Source organism: Patiriisocius hiemis, from assembly GCF_031846325.1.
Lineage (GTDB): Bacteria > Bacteroidota > Bacteroidia > Flavobacteriales > Flavobacteriaceae > Patiriisocius_A > Patiriisocius_A hiemis.
Genome location: NZ_JAVRHZ010000006.1, coordinates 15,202 through 35,874 on the forward strand (window position 1 = coordinate 15,202; position 20,673 = coordinate 35,874).

General features: G+C 32.4%; 25 protein-coding genes and 1 tRNA gene. 7 read left to right on the forward strand and 19 right to left on the reverse strand.

The genetic code is table 11. From position 1 onward, the window contains the following. Positions 1-11 precede the first annotated feature (11 nt). Complete coding sequence (locus RM538_RS10010; protein WP_311333291.1) at positions 12-257, forward strand: hypothetical protein; 246 nt, start codon at positions 12-14, stop codon at positions 255-257. 197 nt (positions 258-454) lie between these two features. Here the strand turns inward: RM538_RS10010 and RM538_RS10015 are convergent, their stop codons facing one another. From RM538_RS10015 to ruvC, 9 genes are all read right to left on the reverse strand, one after another. After that, a complete protein-coding gene (locus RM538_RS10015) occupies positions 455-1,450 on the reverse strand; it encodes a metal-dependent hydrolase (protein ID WP_311333292.1) in 996 nt (331 codons plus the stop codon). After that, a complete protein-coding gene (locus RM538_RS10020) occupies positions 1,450-3,222 on the reverse strand; it encodes a MutS-related protein (protein ID WP_311333293.1) in 1,773 nt (590 codons plus the stop codon). The genes RM538_RS10015 and RM538_RS10020 overlap by 1 nt, the downstream gene beginning before the upstream one ends. A 6-nt stretch (positions 3,223-3,228) precedes the next feature. Next, complete coding sequence (locus RM538_RS10025; RefSeq protein WP_311333294.1) at positions 3,229-3,585, reverse strand: MmcQ/YjbR family DNA-binding protein; 357 nt, start codon at positions 3,583-3,585, stop codon at positions 3,229-3,231. Between the two features lie 3 nt (positions 3,586-3,588). Beyond that, positions 3,589-4,515, reverse strand: coding sequence for a transglutaminase domain-containing protein (locus RM538_RS10030; protein WP_311333295.1), 927 nt, complete (start codon positions 4,513-4,515; stop codon positions 3,589-3,591). Further along, entirely contained in the window at positions 4,512-5,261 is a 750-nt protein-coding gene (locus RM538_RS10035) for a cyclase family protein (protein WP_311333296.1), read from the reverse strand. The genes RM538_RS10030 and RM538_RS10035 overlap by 4 nt, the downstream gene beginning before the upstream one ends. Positions 5,262-5,282: 21 nt before the next feature. Then, on the reverse strand, positions 5,283-6,413 hold the full coding sequence (hemW, locus tag RM538_RS10040) for a radical SAM family heme chaperone HemW (protein ID WP_311333297.1): 1,131 nt from the start codon (positions 6,411-6,413) through the stop codon (positions 5,283-5,285). After that, positions 6,413-7,069, reverse strand: coding sequence for a DUF3667 domain-containing protein (locus tag RM538_RS10045; RefSeq protein ID WP_311333298.1), 657 nt, complete (start codon positions 7,067-7,069; stop codon positions 6,413-6,415). The genes hemW and RM538_RS10045 overlap by 1 nt, the downstream gene beginning before the upstream one ends. Positions 7,070-7,151: 82 nt before the next feature. After that, positions 7,152-7,706 (reverse strand): hypothetical protein, encoded by a 555-nt coding sequence (locus tag RM538_RS10050; RefSeq protein ID WP_311333299.1) that lies wholly within the window; start codon positions 7,704-7,706, stop codon positions 7,152-7,154. Positions 7,707-7,717: 11 nt separating this feature from the next. Beyond that, positions 7,718-8,272 carry a crossover junction endodeoxyribonuclease RuvC gene (gene ruvC / locus RM538_RS10055; protein ID WP_311333300.1) on the reverse strand — a complete coding sequence of 185 codons (555 nt, stop codon included), beginning with the start codon at positions 8,270-8,272 and terminating at the stop codon, positions 7,718-7,720. Positions 8,273-8,511: 239 nt separating this feature from the next. Between ruvC and RM538_RS10060 the strand changes: the two genes are divergently transcribed. Genes RM538_RS10060 through RM538_RS10070 form a run of 3 tightly spaced genes read left to right on the forward strand, consistent with a single transcriptional unit; the run spans position 8,512 to position 11,332 of the window. Continuing rightward, on the forward strand, positions 8,512-9,273 hold the full coding sequence (locus RM538_RS10060; RefSeq protein WP_311333301.1) for a hypothetical protein: 762 nt from the start codon (positions 8,512-8,514) through the stop codon (positions 9,271-9,273). After that, positions 9,270-10,400, forward strand: a complete 1,131-nt coding sequence (locus tag RM538_RS10065; RefSeq protein ID WP_311333302.1) for a glycosyltransferase — start codon at positions 9,270-9,272, stop codon at positions 10,398-10,400. Before RM538_RS10060 ends, RM538_RS10065 begins: the two co-directional genes overlap by 4 nt. 47 nt (positions 10,401-10,447) lie before the next feature. Beyond that, positions 10,448-11,332: a hypothetical protein gene (locus RM538_RS10070; protein WP_311333303.1), complete on the forward strand. Its 885-nt coding sequence runs from the start codon at positions 10,448-10,450 to the stop codon at positions 11,330-11,332. Here the strand turns inward: RM538_RS10070 and RM538_RS10075 are convergent. From RM538_RS10075 to RM538_RS10090, 4 genes are all read right to left on the reverse strand, one after another. After that, positions 11,329-11,808, reverse strand: a complete 480-nt coding sequence (locus RM538_RS10075; RefSeq protein ID WP_311333304.1) for an energy transducer TonB — start codon at positions 11,806-11,808, stop codon at positions 11,329-11,331. The genes RM538_RS10070 and RM538_RS10075 overlap by 4 nt on opposite strands. Positions 11,809-11,900: 92 nt before the next feature. Beyond that, positions 11,901-13,043: a tetratricopeptide repeat protein gene (locus RM538_RS10080; protein WP_311333305.1), complete on the reverse strand. Its 1,143-nt coding sequence runs from the start codon at positions 13,041-13,043 to the stop codon at positions 11,901-11,903. Then, entirely contained in the window at positions 13,036-14,454 is a 1,419-nt protein-coding gene (locus RM538_RS10085; RefSeq protein ID WP_311333306.1) for a M56 family metallopeptidase, read from the reverse strand. Before RM538_RS10085 ends, RM538_RS10080 begins: the two co-directional genes overlap by 8 nt. 5 nt (positions 14,455-14,459) lie before the next feature. Continuing rightward, positions 14,460-14,816: a BlaI/MecI/CopY family transcriptional regulator gene (locus tag RM538_RS10090; RefSeq protein ID WP_311333307.1), complete on the reverse strand. Its 357-nt coding sequence runs from the start codon at positions 14,814-14,816 to the stop codon at positions 14,460-14,462. A 149-nt stretch (positions 14,817-14,965) separates the two neighbouring features. On the opposite strand from RM538_RS10090, the gene RM538_RS10095 reads away from it, so the two are divergent. After that, positions 14,966-15,466: a DUF456 domain-containing protein gene (locus RM538_RS10095; protein WP_311333308.1), complete on the forward strand. Its 501-nt coding sequence runs from the start codon at positions 14,966-14,968 to the stop codon at positions 15,464-15,466. Between the two features lie 46 nt (positions 15,467-15,512). On the opposite strand, the gene RM538_RS10100 is transcribed toward RM538_RS10095, so the two are convergent. Beyond that, positions 15,513-16,277, reverse strand: a complete 765-nt coding sequence (locus tag RM538_RS10100; protein WP_311333309.1) for a hypothetical protein — start codon at positions 16,275-16,277, stop codon at positions 15,513-15,515. 49 nt (positions 16,278-16,326) lie between these two features. Further along, positions 16,327-16,881, reverse strand: coding sequence for a nitroreductase family protein (locus RM538_RS10105; protein ID WP_311333310.1), 555 nt, complete (start codon positions 16,879-16,881; stop codon positions 16,327-16,329). A 74-nt stretch (positions 16,882-16,955) separates the two neighbouring features. On the opposite strand from RM538_RS10105, the gene RM538_RS10110 reads away from it, so the two are divergent. After that, on the forward strand, positions 16,956-17,612 hold the full coding sequence (locus tag RM538_RS10110; RefSeq protein WP_311333311.1) for an HAD family hydrolase: 657 nt from the start codon (positions 16,956-16,958) through the stop codon (positions 17,610-17,612). Position 17,613: 1 nt separating this feature from the next. Here the strand turns inward: RM538_RS10110 and RM538_RS10115 are convergent, their stop codons facing one another. Beyond that, complete coding sequence (locus RM538_RS10115; RefSeq protein ID WP_311333312.1) at positions 17,614-18,054, reverse strand: nuclear transport factor 2 family protein; 441 nt, start codon at positions 18,052-18,054, stop codon at positions 17,614-17,616. Positions 18,055-18,388: 334 nt separating this feature from the next. Between RM538_RS10115 and RM538_RS10120 the strand changes: the two genes are divergently transcribed. Next, positions 18,389-18,462, forward strand: a tRNA-Asp gene (locus tag RM538_RS10120). A gap of 125 nt (positions 18,463-18,587) precedes the next feature. Here the strand turns inward: RM538_RS10120 and RM538_RS10125 are convergent. The 3 genes from RM538_RS10125 to trxA form a co-directional block, all read right to left on the reverse strand. Further along, entirely contained in the window at positions 18,588-19,517 is a 930-nt protein-coding gene (locus RM538_RS10125) for a DUF58 domain-containing protein (RefSeq protein WP_311333313.1), read from the reverse strand. Between the two features lie 67 nt (positions 19,518-19,584). Further along, complete coding sequence (locus RM538_RS10130; RefSeq protein WP_311333314.1) at positions 19,585-20,133, reverse strand: ClpP family protease; 549 nt, start codon at positions 20,131-20,133, stop codon at positions 19,585-19,587. Between the two features lie 95 nt (positions 20,134-20,228). Beyond that, entirely contained in the window at positions 20,229-20,546 is a 318-nt protein-coding gene (trxA, locus tag RM538_RS10135; RefSeq protein WP_311333315.1) for a thioredoxin, read from the reverse strand. Positions 20,547-20,673: the final 127 nt, after the last annotated feature.

The window sequence follows — 20,673 nt, forward strand, 5'->3', positions numbered from 1 at the left end:
TTATTAAAAAAATGAAAGTATTTTTAGTTAGCCTTGGTTTACTTTTATTGCTCCTATTTTTGTTTTCGTTAATTGGCAAAAACAGTAAATACTCAGATTTTGGCATTAATTTTAAAAGAGTTTTTTGTCCAAAGTGTAACACAAAACAACCTATTGTTAGAAAGCCAGCTAATCAAAGACAAGCATTATTTGGGGGTTATACTTGTAAAAAGTGTGATACTGAAATGGATAAATTTGGCACAGAAATAAAGGAATAAGCACTTATTCTTATTTGCTGCCTTAGTATGATTGTCTATAAGATTAAGCGTAAGTTTGGGTGATTTTGAAGAACAAAAAATCGTATCAAGAACTAATTTAATAGCAAAGTTGTTCTTCTTAGTACGATTTTTTTTCATTGTTACTCAAAAAATTCACTCGAACTGACGAGTTTTTCAAACTATATATCTTTTGAATCTTAATTCCCTTTTATACGCACCCATAAATCGCTTAATAGAGTTGCAGCGTCTTCCGGTCTTTTTTGATTTTCGGTTATGGTTAATTTCTCTCTTGTTCCATCTAACAAAAAACTAAAGACGTATTCTTTACTAGCTGGGTTTGCACTTAGTACTCCAAAACGTAAATCGTTAAAGTATAGATTGCCATCCTTTTGAGTAATGGTATACCAACCGTTTGTTAATTTTATAAGCCTTTTTATTTTTTCATTCTCTTTTAAATCTCCCAACCAATGATGGTTTTTTGGGTGGTCATAAAATTCAATTGGTTTACTATCAAATAAAGAATAATCTGCAATTAAAAAAGCATCTCCAACATCAACATTGGCTGTCCATAAAATAGTCGTTAAAGGTGCTGGTTTTGTTTCAATTTCAGTATAAAATATGCCTTGTTCATCTAAGCTATTTTTAAACTTCACATACGTAAATCCTTTTAATGCAATTGTTAAAAGTAGATAACTACTACTTACCCATAACCCTAAATTATTAAGTCTACGTCGTTTAAGGTCTGTTCGATTTCGACGCATTGCCAATAGTAAAAACACTAAAAAAGGGAGTGTATACAATGGGTCTATAACAAATATGTTTTTATACGCTAAACGCAAATCAAACGGCCAAAAAAGTTGTGTCCCCCAAGTGGTATGCGCGTCAAGTAAGGGGTGGGTTAGAAAACAAAAAAAGAAAAGCCATGACCAATCTTTTGCAGTAGCTATTTTTTCCCACCTAGAAATAAGCCAACCAAACAAAGGAGCCGCAACTATAGAAAAAAGAATAGAATGTGTAACTCCTCGATGCCATTCTAATGCAGTTACTGTATCTACAAAGTAGTTACAAATAATGTCTAAGTCTGGAATAGTTCCTCCAATAGCACCATACAACATTGCCTTGTTGCCAACTTTTCTCCCTAAAACTGCTTCACCAACAGCTGCTCCTAGAACTATTTGAGTTACTGAATCCATTAGTTAACTATACCCATTTTTTTTAATAAAAAAGAAGCATTCATATTTTGACAAATTCCTTTTTTTAAAGTGTAATCAAAATATAGTTCGTTGTTTACAATTTCGGCATCAAAATAATAGTTCTTAACTTCTTCATACTCATTTGCAGCATCACACAAACTAAGGTCATGTGTTGCAATAATTCCTGTAGATTTTGAAGCAACTAGCTTATCAATAAACTTCCTAGAACCTTGTGCCTTATCGGTACTATTGGTTCCTTTCAGGATTTCATCCAGAATTATAAAATATTCGTCTTGTTTAATGGCTTCTACAATATATTTTAGTCTTTTTAACTCACTAAAAAAGTAGGATTCGTCATCTGTTAAGCTATCTGAAGTCTGCATGCTAGAAATTAATTTTATAGGACTATAATTTACTTTTTCAGCAGAAACAGGTAATCCTAAATTTGCCATCACAATTTGTAATCCAACTGTACGTAAAAAAGTGCTTTTCCCAGCCATATTTGCTCCTGTAACAATGAAGAAAGTTTCTTTAGCAATTGAAAAATCGCTTCGCACCACTTTATTTGGATTAAGTAATGGGTGCCCTATTTGCTTTGAGTCAATAATCACATCATTGTTATTAATAATAGGAAAAACATACTTTGGGTGATTAAAAACAAAGTTTCCAAGACTATTATAACTATCAAAAAAAGTAATTGCTTTAAACCAAGTATTCACCTCATCTTTATAGGTCGCAATCCATTGTTCTATTAATAATGATTGTTTTAAATCTCGAAGCATAAATCCGTTAGCCAAAACCCCAATCAACATGTTATTACGTTGGTCTAAGGCATCTAATCTTTTAGAAAATTGCTTTAAAATTGAAGATGCATTCTTAGTTTTATCAATGATACTTACTTTTTTTTCTGAAAGCAATTGAGAAGAAAATTCTTGTGCTTCAATTTTTGATAAAAGCTTATAATATTGCTGAAATGTACTCTGAATTTGAGCTGTATGAGCCGAAAGTGTATTTACCTTTTTTAGGTATGCACCAGAAATAGCCAACCCCACCAAAAACCATCCAAACACTACATATCCCGAAATAAAATCTAAAAAGTATGCCGTGAAAAATATTACTGAAAGTATTGAAAATACAATAGGCATCCATTGCATTATTTTTGGAACAAAAGGTTGATAGTCTTGTAGCCACTTTATTACTTTTTTAGCAGACACTTCAGTTTTAACTAAACTTGCTGTAGCCGAAAAATCTTGTCTCCATTTTGGTATTGCTGCTAGCTCTTTTATAGCTTCTTGCTTTATCTGAATTTTATTAATTACATTCTCTTTAAGTAAAAAAGCTAAGGTATTTCTTCCAGTCTCTAGGGCTGTTCTGTTTATGTACTGAAAAAAAGAGCCTTCCCCAAAAAGATCAATGTCATTACAATAAGCATGGGTATCGTCTTTATATTCTTCTCCAGAAAATAAATGGTCTCGTTGTCCATTAAGCACCTTTAATTCATCTTTATTAAGTGCTAATAGCTTTTTACACCACTCTTTTTTATAGGTTACACCTGTATGCTTTACTACCAAAAAAATAAATAAGATAAGCCCTCCAACTAGTATCCCAACAAATAAAGGCGTATTAGCAAAAGTTAGATACATTGCAAATCCAACTACACAAAAAACGCCTAATCGCAAAAGACTTAGCAGTAACAATCGCTTTTTAATTTGGGCTAGATTAGCAGACTTTTCTTCAATCTGAGAACTGTAAAATTCTTGGGGTGTTTGCATTAAGTATTATAAGGTATTAAGTTCCTCTTTAAGTTTTTTAGTAAGGTTTGCGACTACCAGATTGTAACTATGGTCTATCAACTCTACTAGTAATTTTGGTGGGATTTCTTGCATATAAACGGTATTCCAATGTAGCTTGCTCATATGGTATCCCGGAATAATTGTACCGTCATACTCTGCTCTTAAGCTTACTGAGCGCTCTGGGTCACATTTAAGGTTCACTTGTGCCGGTACTCTTTCTAGACCACATAAAGCAAACATTTTACCCATTACTTTAAAGACTAAGGTGTGTTCATCAAAAGGAAAACTTTCCGTAACTCCTTTTTTGGATAAACAATATTCTCTAAAGTTTTCAATATCCATAAACTACTTTACTTTATAAGCTAAGGCAGGGGTATCGTTAAAATAAATAAGCAAGTTTTCTTGTCCTAACTCAATTGGAATGGTAAAAGTAGTCATTCCATTTTCTTTTGTAGTTTCTATTGGAGTTTTAGTATTTCCGTAGCTATAACTAATCGCTTGTTCACTATCTAATTTGATACTAAAGTTAATTTCACCTAAAAGGTTTTCAGAAGAAATAATTCCATTAACTGGGTTTTCTATAGCATCTAGTGGCAATTTTGGTGCTATTATTATTGGCCACGATGCAAACTGTTCTTTTGTAATTTGCTCCTTTAACAAAGTATCTTCTTGCTGTGTTGGAAAATGTGTTTTTACAAAAAGATGTGGTGGTGTTTTGTAGAAAAAGTAATTAGGTTCTTTTATAAATTTACCGTTGTATTTTCCAGCTCCCCAAGTAGCGTCAAACAAGTGTGCTTTACCGTCAATAATAACTATATTCCACATATGGACGGTTTTAAAGGGTCTGCCAATGTCATCAAAACTTGTTTTTATATCCCCTCTAACTAAATAATTATCCATGCCTTGCAATTGGCATAAGCGCTCAAAAACCATTGCATAGCCTTCACAAACGGCTATCCCTTTGGAGAGGGTTCTCTGTATAATTTTAGCCCTTGTTTTTTCCTCTTTTTGGTTTCGGTCTCTGTAGTTTTTAAAGCTATAATCAAATTGTTTATACTCATCTGGGTCGTAGGCAACATTTTTAATAAGCCAAGAATAAATAGCTCGTACTTTATCGTCTTCGGTTTTAAAATCTCGTGTAATAAATCTTGAAAGTTCTTCTGCACTATTTACTCGCTCAGGATATAACTGTATGGTAGCATCTACTTGCTCATAGTTTTGGGAAAAACAGAAGGAAAATGAAAAGAGAAAAAATAAACCTACTATCCTCATGACTCAATTTCATATAAAACAGGCCTACTTGGTGCAGCATCATTATTAAATCTAGCTACTTGTAGGTTGAGTATAAAACTCCCGTCTTTTACTCTATTTCGCACGTAAATAAATTCGGTTATAGTAGCATTTAGTCTTGGGTTTTTAGGGTAATCCCAAAATGCTTTATGTGCTAGCAATGCGCCATCGTCTTTTTCTTTGTCAACACTTGGTAAGTCTATTAACAAATGCTCTACACCTATCTCTCTTAAAAATTGAGCTGCTTTATGGTCTAAATACGGCCAATTAGTATGACTATACTGGCGCTGCTTTTTATCTTTTGTATTAGGTAAGGTTCGTATAATTAAGGCTTCAGGTTTTTTGTTTTTAAGTAGTGCTTTTATTTGTTTTTCTGAAATAACCTCGTCCTCTCCTTTTAATTCTGGCGCTACTGAAATTAGTTCAGCAACAAAAAAGAAACGATCAAGTGTTTTTGAAATTGCATGAAACTCCTTGGATATATGCCCAACACATTCGGTATGTGTTCCATGAGCATGTGGATTAAATGTTATAGTGTTAAAGTTTACCGAGGCTCCTTCCTGTACACTTCCCACCCAATTATCTAAAACTACAGGTTTTATAGTGGGTGGTGATAAATACCATGCCTCAGGATTTTTTTCTGAAGCTCGCAGCGCGATAGAAATATCAATAGGGTTAGATAAATTAACTGTATATAAGTGCTCTTTTATTTTTATTGTTGCCTTCACAGCTTCTAAGATACAATGAACTTATTGTAAATTCAATAAAAATAAGTCACTTGCTATACCATCACTTAAAAACTTGCCTTTTTTAGTGACTAGCATTCTTTGCTCTTTAATTTCTAATAACCCATTTGTAATATGTTGCTGGGCTTGTTTATGTAAATATTCTAAATACGTTTTACCAAATAGTGTATTTACCTCGTCCAGAGATATACCCCACATTGTTCGTAAACGTGTCATTACATATTCATTATATTTATCTGTTAAAGAGAGTTTTTCTATTTCTTGAGGAACTTCTCCCTTGGTAATTTTTTTTAAATAAATACTATTATTGGCGATATTCCAGCTGCGTTGTTCTCCATTATAACTATGAGCCGAAGGGCCTACACCTAAATAAGGCTTGCCTTGCCAGTATGCCATATTGTTTTGAGAGTAGAAACCTTTCTTTCCAAAGTTTGAAAACTCATAATTATTGTATCCCATTTTTTCTGTAACCTCAACTAATAGTGAATGATGCTCTTGTGCCACAGCGTCTTCTACAGGAGCAATAACTCCTTTTTTAATAAAGGTTTGCAAAGCTGTGTTAGGCTCTACCGTTAATGCATAACAAGAAAGATGGGGCACATTTAATTGCATAGCTTTATCTATGTTTTCTAACCAACGTTGATTACTCATTTGTGGAATTCCGTAGATAAGGTCAATACTATAGTTTTCAAAATACTGCTTTGTTAATTCAATCGACTTATATGCTTCTGCAGCATTGTGTGCACGATTCATGAGTTTTAAATCTTCTTCAAAAAAAGATTGCACACCTATACTAAGACGGTTTATTGGAGATTTTGAAAACTCCCTAATTATTTTTTCTGAAAGGTCATCTGGGTTTGCTTCTAATGTAATTTCAGGGTGAGAAATAACTTTATACTGTTTATGTAGCTGATTAATTATAAGCTCAATTTCTGAAGGCATTAAAACACTAGGCGTTCCACCTCCAAAGTAAATAGTGGTTACTTCTTGTGACATTTCGTGTTTACGTAACTCCAACTCTTTACAGATAGCAGTAATTATTTCATCTCTCTTTTTTAAAGATGTAGAAAAATGAAAATCACAATAGTGACACGCTTGTTTACAAAACGGAATATGTATATAGATACCAGCCATTAGCTACGAGACCAAACTATTAAAAATGAAATTCCGTAGGCAATAATCATATATAAAATTGTAGCAAAGACATAACTAAAAAAACCTTTTACAATAATCCAAAAGGCTGGTTTTTTAAAGTATGAAACCAAGGCGAGACAATAATAAATTAGCATTGCGATAATAGCCAGATACTGTATACTATTATCTACAAACTTCATAAAAAAAGCATTAAAAGTCCCAATTATAGTATATGCAGCTACCATATAAAAGGAGACCGCAACATACTCTGCCAAAAAATAACGTTTGTAGAAAAACATTTTTAACATGAGTGCCATAGTTCCCACAAAAACGAACAAGAAATTGTTTACATTTTGAAACATAAACTTGCCTGCTGCAACTGTAAGGGTAGTATCATAGCCTTCTCTTTTTTGAACTTTTACATTTTCTAAAGCATCAAACTCAATAAGGTTTCGTATTAGGATATGGACTACAGTAATAATAATAAAAAAAGCTACGGGCTTGTAGTACGTTTTTCTTTTACCTGAAAGGTATTCTCTAAATAGCTTACCAGGATTTAAAAATAATAATCGTAGTGTTTTAAGCAAAGGAGCGTTTACTGAAAAAACAGCATCAAAAAAGTCAGAAAGTGTTTCTTTAAATGTAACTCTATCCACAGCAGCTTTCTGCCCACAAAAAGCACAAAAGTTATCTTCTAAAAGAGTATCACAATTTTTACAAGTATGTTTCTGTTTGGTGCTAATAGTTTACTTTTTTTGGTTCTCTTTTATACACTTGGGCAAAAAATAAAAATACAAATGCTATTATCACTCCTTGAATCAAGGGTATGACAATTCCATTAAAAATAATTTTGAAATCAAAACCCTGTGATGTATTATAATCTCTATGAAAACTTGTTGTAACTATCGTAAAACGTTCTAAATAAAAACCAATCTTCATCAAAATGCTAATAGCCAATACATAGAGTCCTCTTTTAGCTAGCTTATTGTTTAATAAGGAGAGAGGTAAAATTAAAGTGCAAAAACTCATTACCCAATAGGCCCATTTATAATCGCCTGTAGCTCTATTTACGATTGCATATTCTTGAGGATTTATAAGCATCCCAACAATAAAGCTAATAAGAATTATAGCTGTGTAACTAATTATAATCCATCTAATCCAATTGAGTACTATTTTGGTTTTAAACTTATTATTGAAAAATAGTTCAATAAGCATTAAACTTATTATTGTAAATGGAAGGCAGTAGATAAGATTACCATCTATAATTCTACGAATTTGTTCTAGAACTTCCATCGCCAAAATAATTACTTACTAATTCTCTTTTCGTTCTGTTTTACAAAAGCAGCCCATCCTGTATAGCTTTTTCCTGTACTTACTTTTCCAGCGTTGTAAAAATGACATACAGCAGCAGCCAGTCCATCTGTACTATCTAAATTTTTAGGTAGTTCTTTAAGTGTTAATAAGCTTTGTAACATTTTGGCAACTTGTTCTTTACTGGCATTTCCATTACCAGTAATGGCCATTTTAATTTTTTTAGGAGAATATTCTGTAATGGGGATTTGTCTAGACAAACCAGCGGCCATTGCTACACCTTGTGCTCTTCCCAATTTAAGCATGGATTGAACATTCTTACCAAAGAAAGGGGCTTCAATAGCAATTTCATCTGGGTGAAAACTATCTATTAACTCTATAGTTCGCTCAAAAATATGTCGTAAGCGCACATAGTGGTCGTCATATTTAGATAGTTGCAACTCGTTAAGTTGTAAAAACTCCATTTTTTTTCCTACAACTTTTATGAGTCCAAATCCCATAATTGTAGTTCCGGGGTCAATACCTAATATTATTTTTTCAGTTGCCAATAGGAGATTTGTGTTATATTAAATTATGTAACTTCGTTATGATGTTTTCCCTCTCACACAAAGCTAAACAATATCTACTTACCGCTCTAAAGGTATTGATTTTGGGAGCGACTTTATGGTATATTTACTATAAAATAAGCCAAGCCCCAATAGGTTTACAGTCACTCCTGCAAAGTGTAGGGGAATCAAACCCCATTGAAATTTTACTGTTTTTTGGTTTCCTATGCCTTTTTTTAGCCATGACAAATTGGTTGTTAGAGATTTTAAAATGGAAACTTCTTGCTTCAAGAGTACATTTAATTTCATTTAAAACGGCTGCAAAGCAAAGTTTATCTGCTCATGCCATTGGGTTATTAACTCCAAATCGTATTGGGGATTATGGAGCTAAGGCTATGTTTTATCCATCTAAAAAAAGGAAAAAAATTTTAGTGCTTAATTTTCTTGGGAACGGAATGCAGCTTTTAACCACACTTCTCTTTGGTATTATAGGAGTTATCATAACGGTATCTAGCTATTCAATATCCATTAAACCAACAAATATTATTCTTGCGATTATTGTTATAGTTTTATTTATAGTATTGGGTTATTTATTTAAAGAACGTGAACTTTTAGTGAAAGGATTTTCTTTAAAGAATATATGGATTTTTTTTAGAGAATTACCTGCTACTTTCAACCTTAAAATAGGAGCGCTCTCCATTTTACGATACATTGTTTTTAGCGCATTATTTTATTTAGTGCTAAAGTTTTTGGGAGCTGATACTAAAGTAAATGAAACAGCACCTCTTATATTTACCATGTATCTGTTAGTCTCAATTACTCCCACACTTTTTATCTTGGATGTAGTAGTTAGGGGTGGTATTGCAGTCTGGGTATTCTCATTAATGGGGGTTCCTGAAGTTCTTGTATTATGTAGTGTTTTATATATGTGGTTATTAAATTTTGCGTTACCTGCTTTTATAGGTAATCTCATTTTTATACAGTACAAACCCAAAAGCTTATGATAGTTGCAATAGTCTGTATTACCCTTTTGTATACTATTCTAATTGCTAGTTTAACTATTGGGTTTAGTAAAGTTCCTATTTTTTCTTCTGAAGAACTCAATTTAGAAACAAAATTCTCTATTATTATTCCTTTTAGAAATGAAGAGAAGTATCTACCAAATTTGCTTAGTTCATTTTCAAAAATTAAATATCCTACATCATATTTCGAGCTTATTTTTATAGATGATGCTTCTACAGATGCTTCGGTTGAAATAATAAATCGTTTTTTTGAAACTTCAGATAAAGCCATTCCGTTTTCAATTATAGAAAACAAACCTATTTCAAACTCCCCAAAAAAAGATGCGATTACCTTAGGTATTTCTAAAGCAAAACACCCTTGGATTCTCACAACCGATGCAGATGGGGAGGTTAAACCAAAGTGGTTACAAGTTTATGATTCATTTATACAAAAACATAACCCAATTGCAATAGCCGCTCCTGTAAAAGGGGAAAAAGCCAATAACTTTTTACAAATATTTCAGCAATTAGACATTTTAAGTTTACAAGCTACTACCATAGGTTTTTTTGGTCTTAAGCAGCCCTTATTATGTAATGGAGCTAACTTTGCGTACAGTAAAGAAGCATTTATAGAGGTTGAAGGCTTTAAAGACAATAATAAAATTGCTTCTGGAGATGATATATTTCTATTAGAGAAGTTTGCAAAAAAGTATCAAGAAAAAATCGCGTATTTAAAAAGCCATGAAGCTACCGTTACTACTCGTCTAGAAAAAAACTGCAGAGCAATTATAGAACAAAGAGTACGTTGGGCTTCTAAAACAACAAAACAACAGTCTGCACTTGTAAAACTAACGGGGCTAGTTGTGGTAGCTATTAATTTTCTTTTAGTGGTTCTTGGTGTTACATCATTTTTTGAATTTTGTTATTTCTATTTTTTAGCTAGTGTCTTTTTATTAAAACTTATGCTGGATTATATGCTATTATCAAAAACTAAAGAAATCTACACGAGCAAAATATCTACTATACATTTTCTAGTAAGTAGCATAATATACCCTATTTTGAGTCTATTGGTTTTTACAAAGAGCTTATTAGGTAACTATCAATGGAAAAACAGGAAGTTTAAAAAATAGGCGGTCTGCAATTTTTTTTTACCTTTAGCTATCAAAATCATGCCCTTATGAAACTCCTACGCATTCTACCAATTATCATTTTTTGCTTTTGTATCACTACTATTTCGGCACAACAAAAACAATATACAGTTAATGGTCAAACTTATACCTTAACTACTGAAGTAGAAGGACCACTTACCCTACTTTGGACTACTGTAAATGGAGAGTACCGCTACTTTATTAAAAAAGGAGAAGCTATCACAGAGCTTAAAAACACAAAAACTAATAGAGATTATCAAGAAGAATACAAAGAGTCTTTAAAGGTATTAACCATAGATAGCCCAATGACGGTTGACAAAGTAAAATTAACCAGAACCTCATTACTTAATTTTGTAAATGAGTATAATAAAAAAGTAGATTCTAATTTTACACCAAAAGAGAAAGGTGGAAAATTAAAAACCAGATTAGGTGCTTTTGTAGGATATTCTAATACAGCCTATTTTGTAAATCCAGACAATACTTTTTTACCCACTTTTGGGATTGATTTTGAACTTATAGAGCTTGAAAACTTAAAAAGACACTCTGTAGTAGCACAGTTTGAACAAACTATAGGAAATAGCGACTACGATTTTAATAAAAGTGAGTTTTCATTAAACTATCGTTTTAAATTTGTGAAAAGTAGTACTATAGACATTTACGCCAATGTAAAGTTTGCTTCTTATGTATATGTGTCACGTGATGTTCTAGTCGTGGGAGAAGGAAATGATGATGATGAATTACTCAAAGGCTCTGGTGGTGATCTTAGAGCACCTGGTGCATTTGGAATTGGCGCAGATATTGCACTTGGAAAAGGGTTTTTGACACTTAATTACATTGATATTTTTGCTTTAGGTATTGAACAGGGAGACGAGTTCCCGATCAATCTTGCTGTAGGGTATAAAATTAACCTTTAATTTGATTGCAACACTATGGGCAAAGTATAACTTGTAGTAACAGGAATACCACGTTTGTATGCAGGGGCATCTACTTCTAAGTTAGAAATCGCATTTAATACAGCTTCTTTAAAATTAGGAAATCGAGTAGCGGTAAGACTATCTAAGTCCATTTGTTTTACTGAAAGCATCCCTTCTTTACTAACTGTAAAATGAACTAGGACAGTATCTATAATTTCTTGGGTAGTTATTTGTAACTCTTCTTGCTGAAGTGTAGTGAGTAGTCTTTGGTTTAACGTATTTTCAAAACAAGTGCGCTGTGCTTCTTTTTCTGAATAATTACTGCATGACTTAAATACAGGAAACTGATCTACATCATTCCAGTCTATTGTTTGTTTTTCTTCATCATAAAAAACTTCTGAAGGTATCTTCTCAGTTTCAAAAAACTGACAAGAACTACAGAAAAAGACTAAAAAAAGGGCAAAAAACACTTTCATCCATTACATTATTGCCCGAAAATTACAATTTTTTAATCGATAATTGTGTTTTATATATTCTGAAGGTACTTCAATAAGCTTTTAGCAACAAATTAATCTTTGCTTAAGTGAAGTTCATTTTTTAAGTCACTTACCCGTTGTTTTGCTAATTCTATATAATTTCCCTTCTCACCAAATTTTGAAATATACCTTTCATAGTAACTTATTACAGACGCTTTATCTTCAAAATATGTATCTGCTGAAATGGCCAATTGGTATTGAAGCGTATCACTAGAAGGGTTCTCTCCAACTGCCTTTTGCATCATTTCAAAAACCAGTTTATAATCCTTTTGTCGTTTATAAATAGTGGCAAGGGCAAGATATTCTCTCTCCAGACTTACATCTTGCAGTACTAAGGCAATTTCAATATGTCTTATTGCTTTATCAAAATATCGCAGCGCACTATAGGCATTACCAAGTGCAAAATGCCAAGAAGGGCTTTTATCATTAAACTCATTAATTAAAATAGTGTATTGTTCAATTGCATTCTCAAATTGATTGGTTTGCACATAACTAATTGCGAGATTTTCATGCAACTGCTCATTACTTTGGTTTAATGAAAGTAACTTTTCAAAAATCTTTATTGAAAGATGGTAGTTTTTAGAGTAGTAAGCGACCAAGGCCTTTAGAGTTAAAAAACGTATACTTTCGGGGTCAGCTTCAAGTCCTCTTTCTATATATGGCATGGCATTATTAAAATTTCTCTTAGTCACCAACCTTCTTGCAACCTTATAGGCAGCATTAAGATGTGTACTATCTTTAAGAGCAATAAACATAAAAGTCATAAATGACATTGAGTCTCTTTTAGCTTCTTGTACCAATCCCTTTTGATAAGTGTAGTTTAAGTTGTTTGGATACTTTTTTGAAAGAAGTTCAAAAACGCTATCTGCAATAGTAAGTTTTCCTGCATCTAAGGCTAACTTTCCATAGTTATAAACAGATATTACAGCATCTGGATTTTTTGTCACAGCATCTTTATAATATTGTAGTGCTTTTTTGTTATTCCCTTTTGCTTTATACGTTTTAGCAATTTTACTTTTTTGAATACTAGTTGAAGGTGCTTTCTCATAATAAGTAATAGCTCTGTCATAATTCCCAAGCGCATACAAACTATCACCAATAGCTAAAGCTCCATCTGTTTGCGATGAAGCTTTAGCTATGTATACTATTATAAATAAGAAGAATAGTCTACTCATTAATTTCAAAAACTATTGGTAAAGCATATACTACAGTTACTTTTTTGCCTTTTTGTTCTCCAGGTTTCATTTTAGGAAGCAAACTTACTACTCTAACAGCTTCGTTTTCCAACTCTGGATGTGCAGCTCTAGCTTTTACGTCCTTTACATTACCGGATTTATCAATTTTAAATTGAACAGAAATACGTTGGCGACCAGATATATCTTTTTCAACTTTGGTGTTAAAATTTTCGATTATATGTTTAGTAATCGCATCGGTCATGCATTTTTTAAGCTCTTGATTTTCTTGAGAAGTGTCACATCCAGGATACACAGGTACTTTTTCTATAACAGCAAAAGGAATGCTCTCTGTTTCTTCTAAGTATTCATCAACTGAAGTGTAAACTTTATCTCCAGGTTTAGCTTCAGTTGCTAAAAAGTCTAAGGCTCTTTTTTCTTCATCAGTTAAATTTCCTTTTTTCATTATAGCTTCAGAAAGCTCATTTATTTTTGTCATTATTTCTGTATCTGAACTTGAAACCTGATTGGCTTCTTCAGAAACACCCGTTTTGTCATCGGAACAAGAGGTGTAAACTAACATACCAAATACTAAGGGAACCAATAATAAATACTTTAATTGAAAGATTTTTTTAGATTTTGATTTTTGAATCATGATAATTCGATTTTTGATTAATGAATGTTTAAAAAATGTATTTGTAAAGGATACTACTGAAGTATCAAATACCTGAGATAATAGTGATTGGTAGTAGTCCTTTTTATTTTTTGCCTTTGTCACCTCAGCGTCTGCAATATATTCTTGTAATACAGCTGTCCTGTTTTGATATACATATACAAGTGGGTTAAACCAGAAAATAATGCGAAGGATTTCAAAAAATAATAAGTCTATACTATGGTATTGTTGTACATGTATTAACTCGTGTGCTATTATAGTTTTTTGTTGTGTTGGTGTAAGTGTTTCTCCAATAAATATGGTATTAAAAAAAGTAAACGCAACATCTGTTTTTGGGAGAAGAATTATTTCATGCCCTTCAATAATTTTTGTAACCCCTCTTTGTTTAAGGAGATAAAGTCTAATGAGTTTTACAAGTAAAATAGTTCCTGTAATAGTTATCCCTAAGTACCATAAGTGTATTATTTCAAAAGAAAAAGAATTAGACACATTATTAGTATTTACAAGGACCTCATTAGTTTTTTCACCAATTATAACAGCAGGTAATTGTACTATATAATTTTCTGGAATTTGTTGTCGGATTGCATCAATTTTAATAAGTGGCAAGACAAAACTTAGTATAGGTGTAACCAATAAATAGAGTCTATTCCAGTTAAAAAAAGTTTCCTTCTTTAAGAAAATATCATACACTAGTAAGAAAACTAACTGAAATGCGATGATCTGTAAAATATAGTGTATCATGATTTCTAATCTTTATTAATTTCTTTCATAATAGCTTCCATATCTTTAATACTGATATCGTTTTTCTTCATAAAAAAAGAAACCATACTTTTAAACGAGCCTTGAAAATACCCATCAACGAGCTTATTAATTGATTGATTACTGTATTCGGTTTTAGAAACCTTAGGGAAGTATATGTGGCCTCTCCCTTCTTTACGATAATCCACAAAGCCTTTACTCTCAAGTATTCTTACAATGGTAGAAACTGTATTGTAAGCTGGTTTTGGTTTTGGTAATTGGTCTATTATAGTAGCTACATTACTCTCCTCAAGATCCCAGAGTATTTGCATAATGTCTTCTTCTGCTTTGGTAAGTTGTTTCATAGTATTGCTCACTAAAGTGGGTAACTTTTTATTATTATTTCAATTAAAATTATTTTTGAGTTTCAAACTTACAACTAAATTTTTAGTTAAACTAATTTTTTAGTTACAAAAATGTAACTTATTGTTATTTTTAGATTCTAATATACTGTATGGACATTCTTTTTATCTCACTTGGGTTTATATTTATGCTTGTTGGTATAGTTGGTAGTATTCTACCTGTAATTCCAGGTACACCAGTAAGTTGGGTAGGTTTACTCCTCTTATATTTGGCTCCATCTATTCCCTTTAGCTGGCCGTTTATAATAATTACTGGAGTTGTTGCAATCTTTATTTATGTGATGGATTATCTTATACCAGCCATGGGAACCAAGAAGTTTGGTGGCAGTAAAGCTGGAGCTTGGGGAACAACTTTAGGTCTTTTTATTGGAATTATTTTCTTTCCCCCCTTTGGTATTTTAATTGGTCCTTTTCTTGGTGCTTTGTTAGGCGAATTACTATTTAATAAAACCGAAGGACCTCAAGCACTTAAAGCCGCGTTTGGAAGTTTTATGGGCTTTCTTGCTTCTACCTTCATAAAACTCCTTACTACATTAGTCTTTTTAGGTTTGTTTATTTGGAAAGTAATTGCCAATTGGGAATTGTTGTTTTAAAAAAATTGAACCCTTCCTGAGAACTTTAGAAAGGGTTATTTTTATCTTACTGTACGTTTGGGTCAAACGGATCTGCATCTTGATTATCTGGAACTCCATCTAAGTCTGTATCTCTTACCTCATCATCTATAACTAGCAACTGAAAGCTAATAGGCAAAAATGTATTAAATACTTCATTATCAAATTCTGCTGTAGGTGCAGATGAAATTGAAACAGAAATAGATGTACTATCTACCGAAGGAACATACAATGTATTTACCCATACTAATCCCGTAAAATTTCCAAACTCTATAAGCCTTGCCCCAAATGTAAATTGAAGTCCTCCACTATTACTTGTTTTGGTTTCTGAACAAATTACATTAAAATTAGAGCTATTAAAGTTGTGAAAATTAAACATACTATTAACTTGACTTGCTACAACATCATTAATCCCTACATTTCCTTGAAAAGAAACTAAAGGAACATAACGCCATATCACATTATTATCGTTTCTGATAACATCTACTCCTACCGCTGGAGGGTTGTTTTGTGAAATTTCAAATGCAGTATATCCCTGCGGTAAAGTAAAGCCTAACTGTGGGTAGGCACTATGAATAAAAAATTCACCAGGGTTTTGGATAGTTGGAATCTGTGTAAGAGGTACCGGTAATGCATTAGAATAATCCCAGTATAATGCATCTACACCAACTGCATTTTCACAAATTTGTGATGTAAAATTTGAAAAATCGTTTTGTGGATTGTTTTCATCATCCTTACTACAAGAAAGTACTACTAATAAAAGTGCAATTAAATAAAGCTTAAATTGTTTCATGGTTACGTTTTTTATAACATCGAAACAAAAAACAAATGTCATCACATTTTTATAACCATTCTGTCTTATCAGTTATTGTAGATTTTCGAGTTCCCTCTGGCAAGTCATCATCATACTTCCCCATATAGAAGAAACCTAAACAACGCTCTCCTTCTTCTAGATTGAAAAAAAGATGCATCTGGTCAATTATAGTTGGTGAACTCCAATAGGCTCCAATATTTAAGTTATGTGCAGTCAACCACATGTTTTGTACTGCCATTGCTGTAGCTGCAATTTCTTCCCATTCTGGAATACTTTCTTTAGGGTCGCGCTTCATACAAATAGCAATAATACATCCAGCCTTAAGAGGGTTGGTTTGGTATTTTAAATATTTAGTTTCTTTAAAATTTTCAACACTTATTTTATAGGTTTCAGAAAGAAAAGTAGCCAACTTTATTTTAGACTTATCTTGTAAAACTTTAAAACGCCAAGGTTCTGTTCTTCGGTGTGTTGGTGCCCAATTAGCCGCCTCTAAAATTGTTTCTATTTCTATTTTTGTTATAGGTTCTTGGTTGTATTGTACAGGAAATACAGCTCTACGTCCCTTAATAATTTCTGAAAGCATTTACGTTTATTTTTTCTGAAAAGTTACAAAACAAATATCTTTACAACAATTGTTTTTATCTAAAAAGAGTTTCTATGCTTCAAGCAGTTTTATTTGATATGGACGGTGTAATTGTAGACACCGAACCTTTACACAGAAAAGCATATTTTGCTATGTTTTCAGATTATGATTTAACTGTTTCTGAAGAGTTATATACTAGCTTCACAGGGCAATCTACTATAAACATTTGCAAAAAATTAGTTGCTCACTTTTCACTTTCTGAAGCTCCTGAAGCACTCGTAGATCGAAAAAGAAAACATTTTAAACACCTTTTTGAAAATGATGATTCGCTAACCTTGTTAAATGGGGTGTTAGAACTAATAAAAGACTATTACAAAAACGGACTTACTCTTGTATTAGCCTCTTCGGCATCGATGCCTAACATCAATAGGATTTTTGACCGTTTTTTCCTTAACCAGTATTTTGTAGCAAAACTTAGTGGTGCCGATTTAAAAGAAAGTAAACCTCATCCTGAAATTTTTATCAAAGCTGCAGAAGCCGCAAATACACCAAGGGAAAACTGTATGGTTATTGAAGATTCCACTAATGGAATAAAAGCAGCCAAAGACGCGGGTATTTATTGCGTGGGTTATAACAGTAAACACTCTACATTACAAGACTATAGTCTAGCAGATAAAGTTATTTCAAGTTTTGATGAAATAAAATACAGTAGTGCATATAAGCTCGTTTAATTTACTCCTTTTCTAACGGACCTTCCCAAAGCACTTGTTCTATCATCCATTTGTCTCCTTGCTTAGAAAGCAACACATAATCTGTACCCCACCAAGCAGTTACTTTTGCAGCTGCCGTAGTTTTACTTATGTCTAAAATTTCTACTTCTTTGGAGGCATCTTCTTTAGGAAATTTCTTTTTTTCCAACACTCCTTTTGAATAATTAACCGCTTCTTGAAAGGTCATATACCCCTGAGATTTATATTTTCCCGTTTCTTTATCTTTCCAAAAACCAAGTTTATTTAAACTAGGCTGTAGACTTCTTTTAATTTTTAAGGTATCGCCTTCATAAAACCCCTCTAGGTAATCCATACAGGCACTACGTACCTCATCTTTATCGATTGTTTCTTGAGCAAAAGCTCCAACAGTAACTAGACAAAATAGTAATAATAGATATTTCATAATATTAGATTTAATTGATTGATGTTTAAACTTTAAGTAATGCTTTAGTTATAAAACTAGTTACAATATTCCTATACTTTGTAGCCAATATATTTTTGAGAAAATAATACGTTAGCAATAAGTAGAAAAGCTATTGTTAATGTATACTTCATAGTAAGAAATTTTAAAACTAAAAGTAAATATAACTAAAAAATTAGTTTAAACTAATTTTTTAGTTCAAAAGAATGAAAAAAAAATAAAAATTTATTTGTCATAATAAAAAGGTAGTGTATATTTGCCGTCGCTATTAGCGATAATAGTAGACAAGCTTTTAAAGTCTTAAAAATAGTAGCACGGTCTGGTAGTTCAGTTGGTTAGAATACCTGCCTGTCACGCAGGGGGTCGCGAGTTCGAGTCTCGTCCAGACCGCAAGATTTCCTTCTTCAAGGAAACTTACAATGTTGTGTTGAGTCACCTAAATGTGGCTCGTGGTTTAGAAATAGACTGATGAGAAGCTTATCCAAATGGATGGGCTTTTTTTGTTTTAAGGAAGTTTACCCAAACTTTTGCCGTTCTACCAAATACGTAGTTAAAATCTTTTGGAATCCTTTATTAATGTCTGCTGGAACATATTTAATTCTATATTGTCCACACTTAAGTTCTAATTCAGTAAAATAAGCTTTTACTGCAGCCTCATAGTTTTCTTTAATGTTATCTGCATATAAGTTAACATGCTCTCCTGTCTCAACATCCACAAATCGTTTAGGGCGATTACTAAAGTCAAACTCTAATTCCTTTTTTGCATCGTAGGTATGAAACAACACCACTTCGTGTTTGTTGTATTTTAAATGCTGCAATACTTCAAAAAGCTTTTCTTCTTCGGTATCACTTTGAAACATATCGGTAAAAAGAAAAACAAGTGATCTTCTTTTTAACTTTTCAGCAATTAGGTGTAAATGGGTATAAGTTTTTGTGGTTGTTTGTGATTTATTTTTTGAAAGTGCCAGATTTAATTGATTTAACAACATTTGGTGATGGCGTTCACTCCCCTTTTCATTAGTATAAAACTCATATGTGTCACTATACACACTAAGACCAACTGCATCACGTTGCCGTTTTAGTAAATTCATTATTGCGGCACTCGCTAATACCGAAAAAGCTATTTTGTTAATTTTTTCTAATGAATACTCCTTATGTTTGGGATAGTGCATCGAGCTACTATTATCGATAATTAAATGACAACGTAGATTGGTTTCTTCTTCGTAACGTTTCGTGTAGAGTTTATCTGTTTTTGCAAAAAGTTTCCAATCTATATGCTTAGTACTTTCTCCATTGTTGTAAATTTTGTGCTCTGCAAATTCTGCCGAAAATCCATGAAAGGGACTTTTATGCATCCCAGAAATAAACCCTTCTACCACTTGGGTAGCGAGTAATTCTAAATTTTTAAATCCAGTAATTTGGTTTATTTGCTTTTCTATATCCATACTCTAAAAACAAAAAACGAAAGTAAAAACATAAACGCTTACTTTCGTTTTTCTATTTTTCTACTTTTTATAGAATACCATCTACAATTCCGTAGGCTACACTTTCTTCTGCGTCCATCCAATGGTCACGATTAAAGTCTTTCATTATTTTATCAAAATCTTGCCCGCAGTTTTCTGCAAGAATTTTTGCGCTCAACTCTTTTGTTTTTAAAATTTCTTGAGCCGAAATTTCTATATCACTAGCTGGTCCTCGGGCTCCACCACTAGGCTGGTGTATCATTACTCTAGCATGAGGCTGTATAAATCTGCGCCCTTTCTCTCCAACACTCAATAAAATACTTCCCATAGAAGCTGCTAGGCCAGTACATATAGTGGAGACTGGACTCTTAATTTGTTTTATGGTATCGTACATAGAAAATCCAGATGTAACATATCCCCCTGGACTGTTTATATAAAGCTTTATTTCATCATGATTAATTGAATCTAAATACAACAACCTATCTACAACATGTCTAGCCGTTTTGTCTTCTACCATTCCCCATAAAAATATGGTTCTGTCATCTAATTGTTGACTCTCAATTCTATCTTGTACTTTTTGTTTTTTTTCTGAACTCATCTTTAATATCATTCAAGTTATATGTGATTACTAAAATAACAAAAGGCTTGACTACAAGCCAAACCTTTTCATTTTATTTTTCTATGTAAAAAGTATTATAAAAGTCCGTCTATTGCTTCAGCATAAACATTTTTTGCTGCAACACCTACTTGACGACCTACTAATTCCCCATTATTAAATACAAGTACTGTAGGGATGTTTCTCACTCCATACTTGGCTGCAAATTCTTGATTTGCATCTACATCTACCTTTCCAACAACTGCTTTCCCTTCGTAATCCTTACTTAATTCGTCAATAATTGGACCTACCATGCGGCAAGGACCACACCAAGCTGCCCAAAAGTCAACCACTACTGGTTTGTCACTATTTAATACTGTTTCTTCAAAAGTTGCGTCTGTTATTTCTAAAGCCATTTTGTTTTATTTTTTAATAATACACAAAAGTAGTCAAAATTTGTTCCAAACCTTACAATCAAAGTATTAGAAAGCTTGATAGTATTATTTATTATAATTATGCGAGCTACCATTAAAAACAATGTCA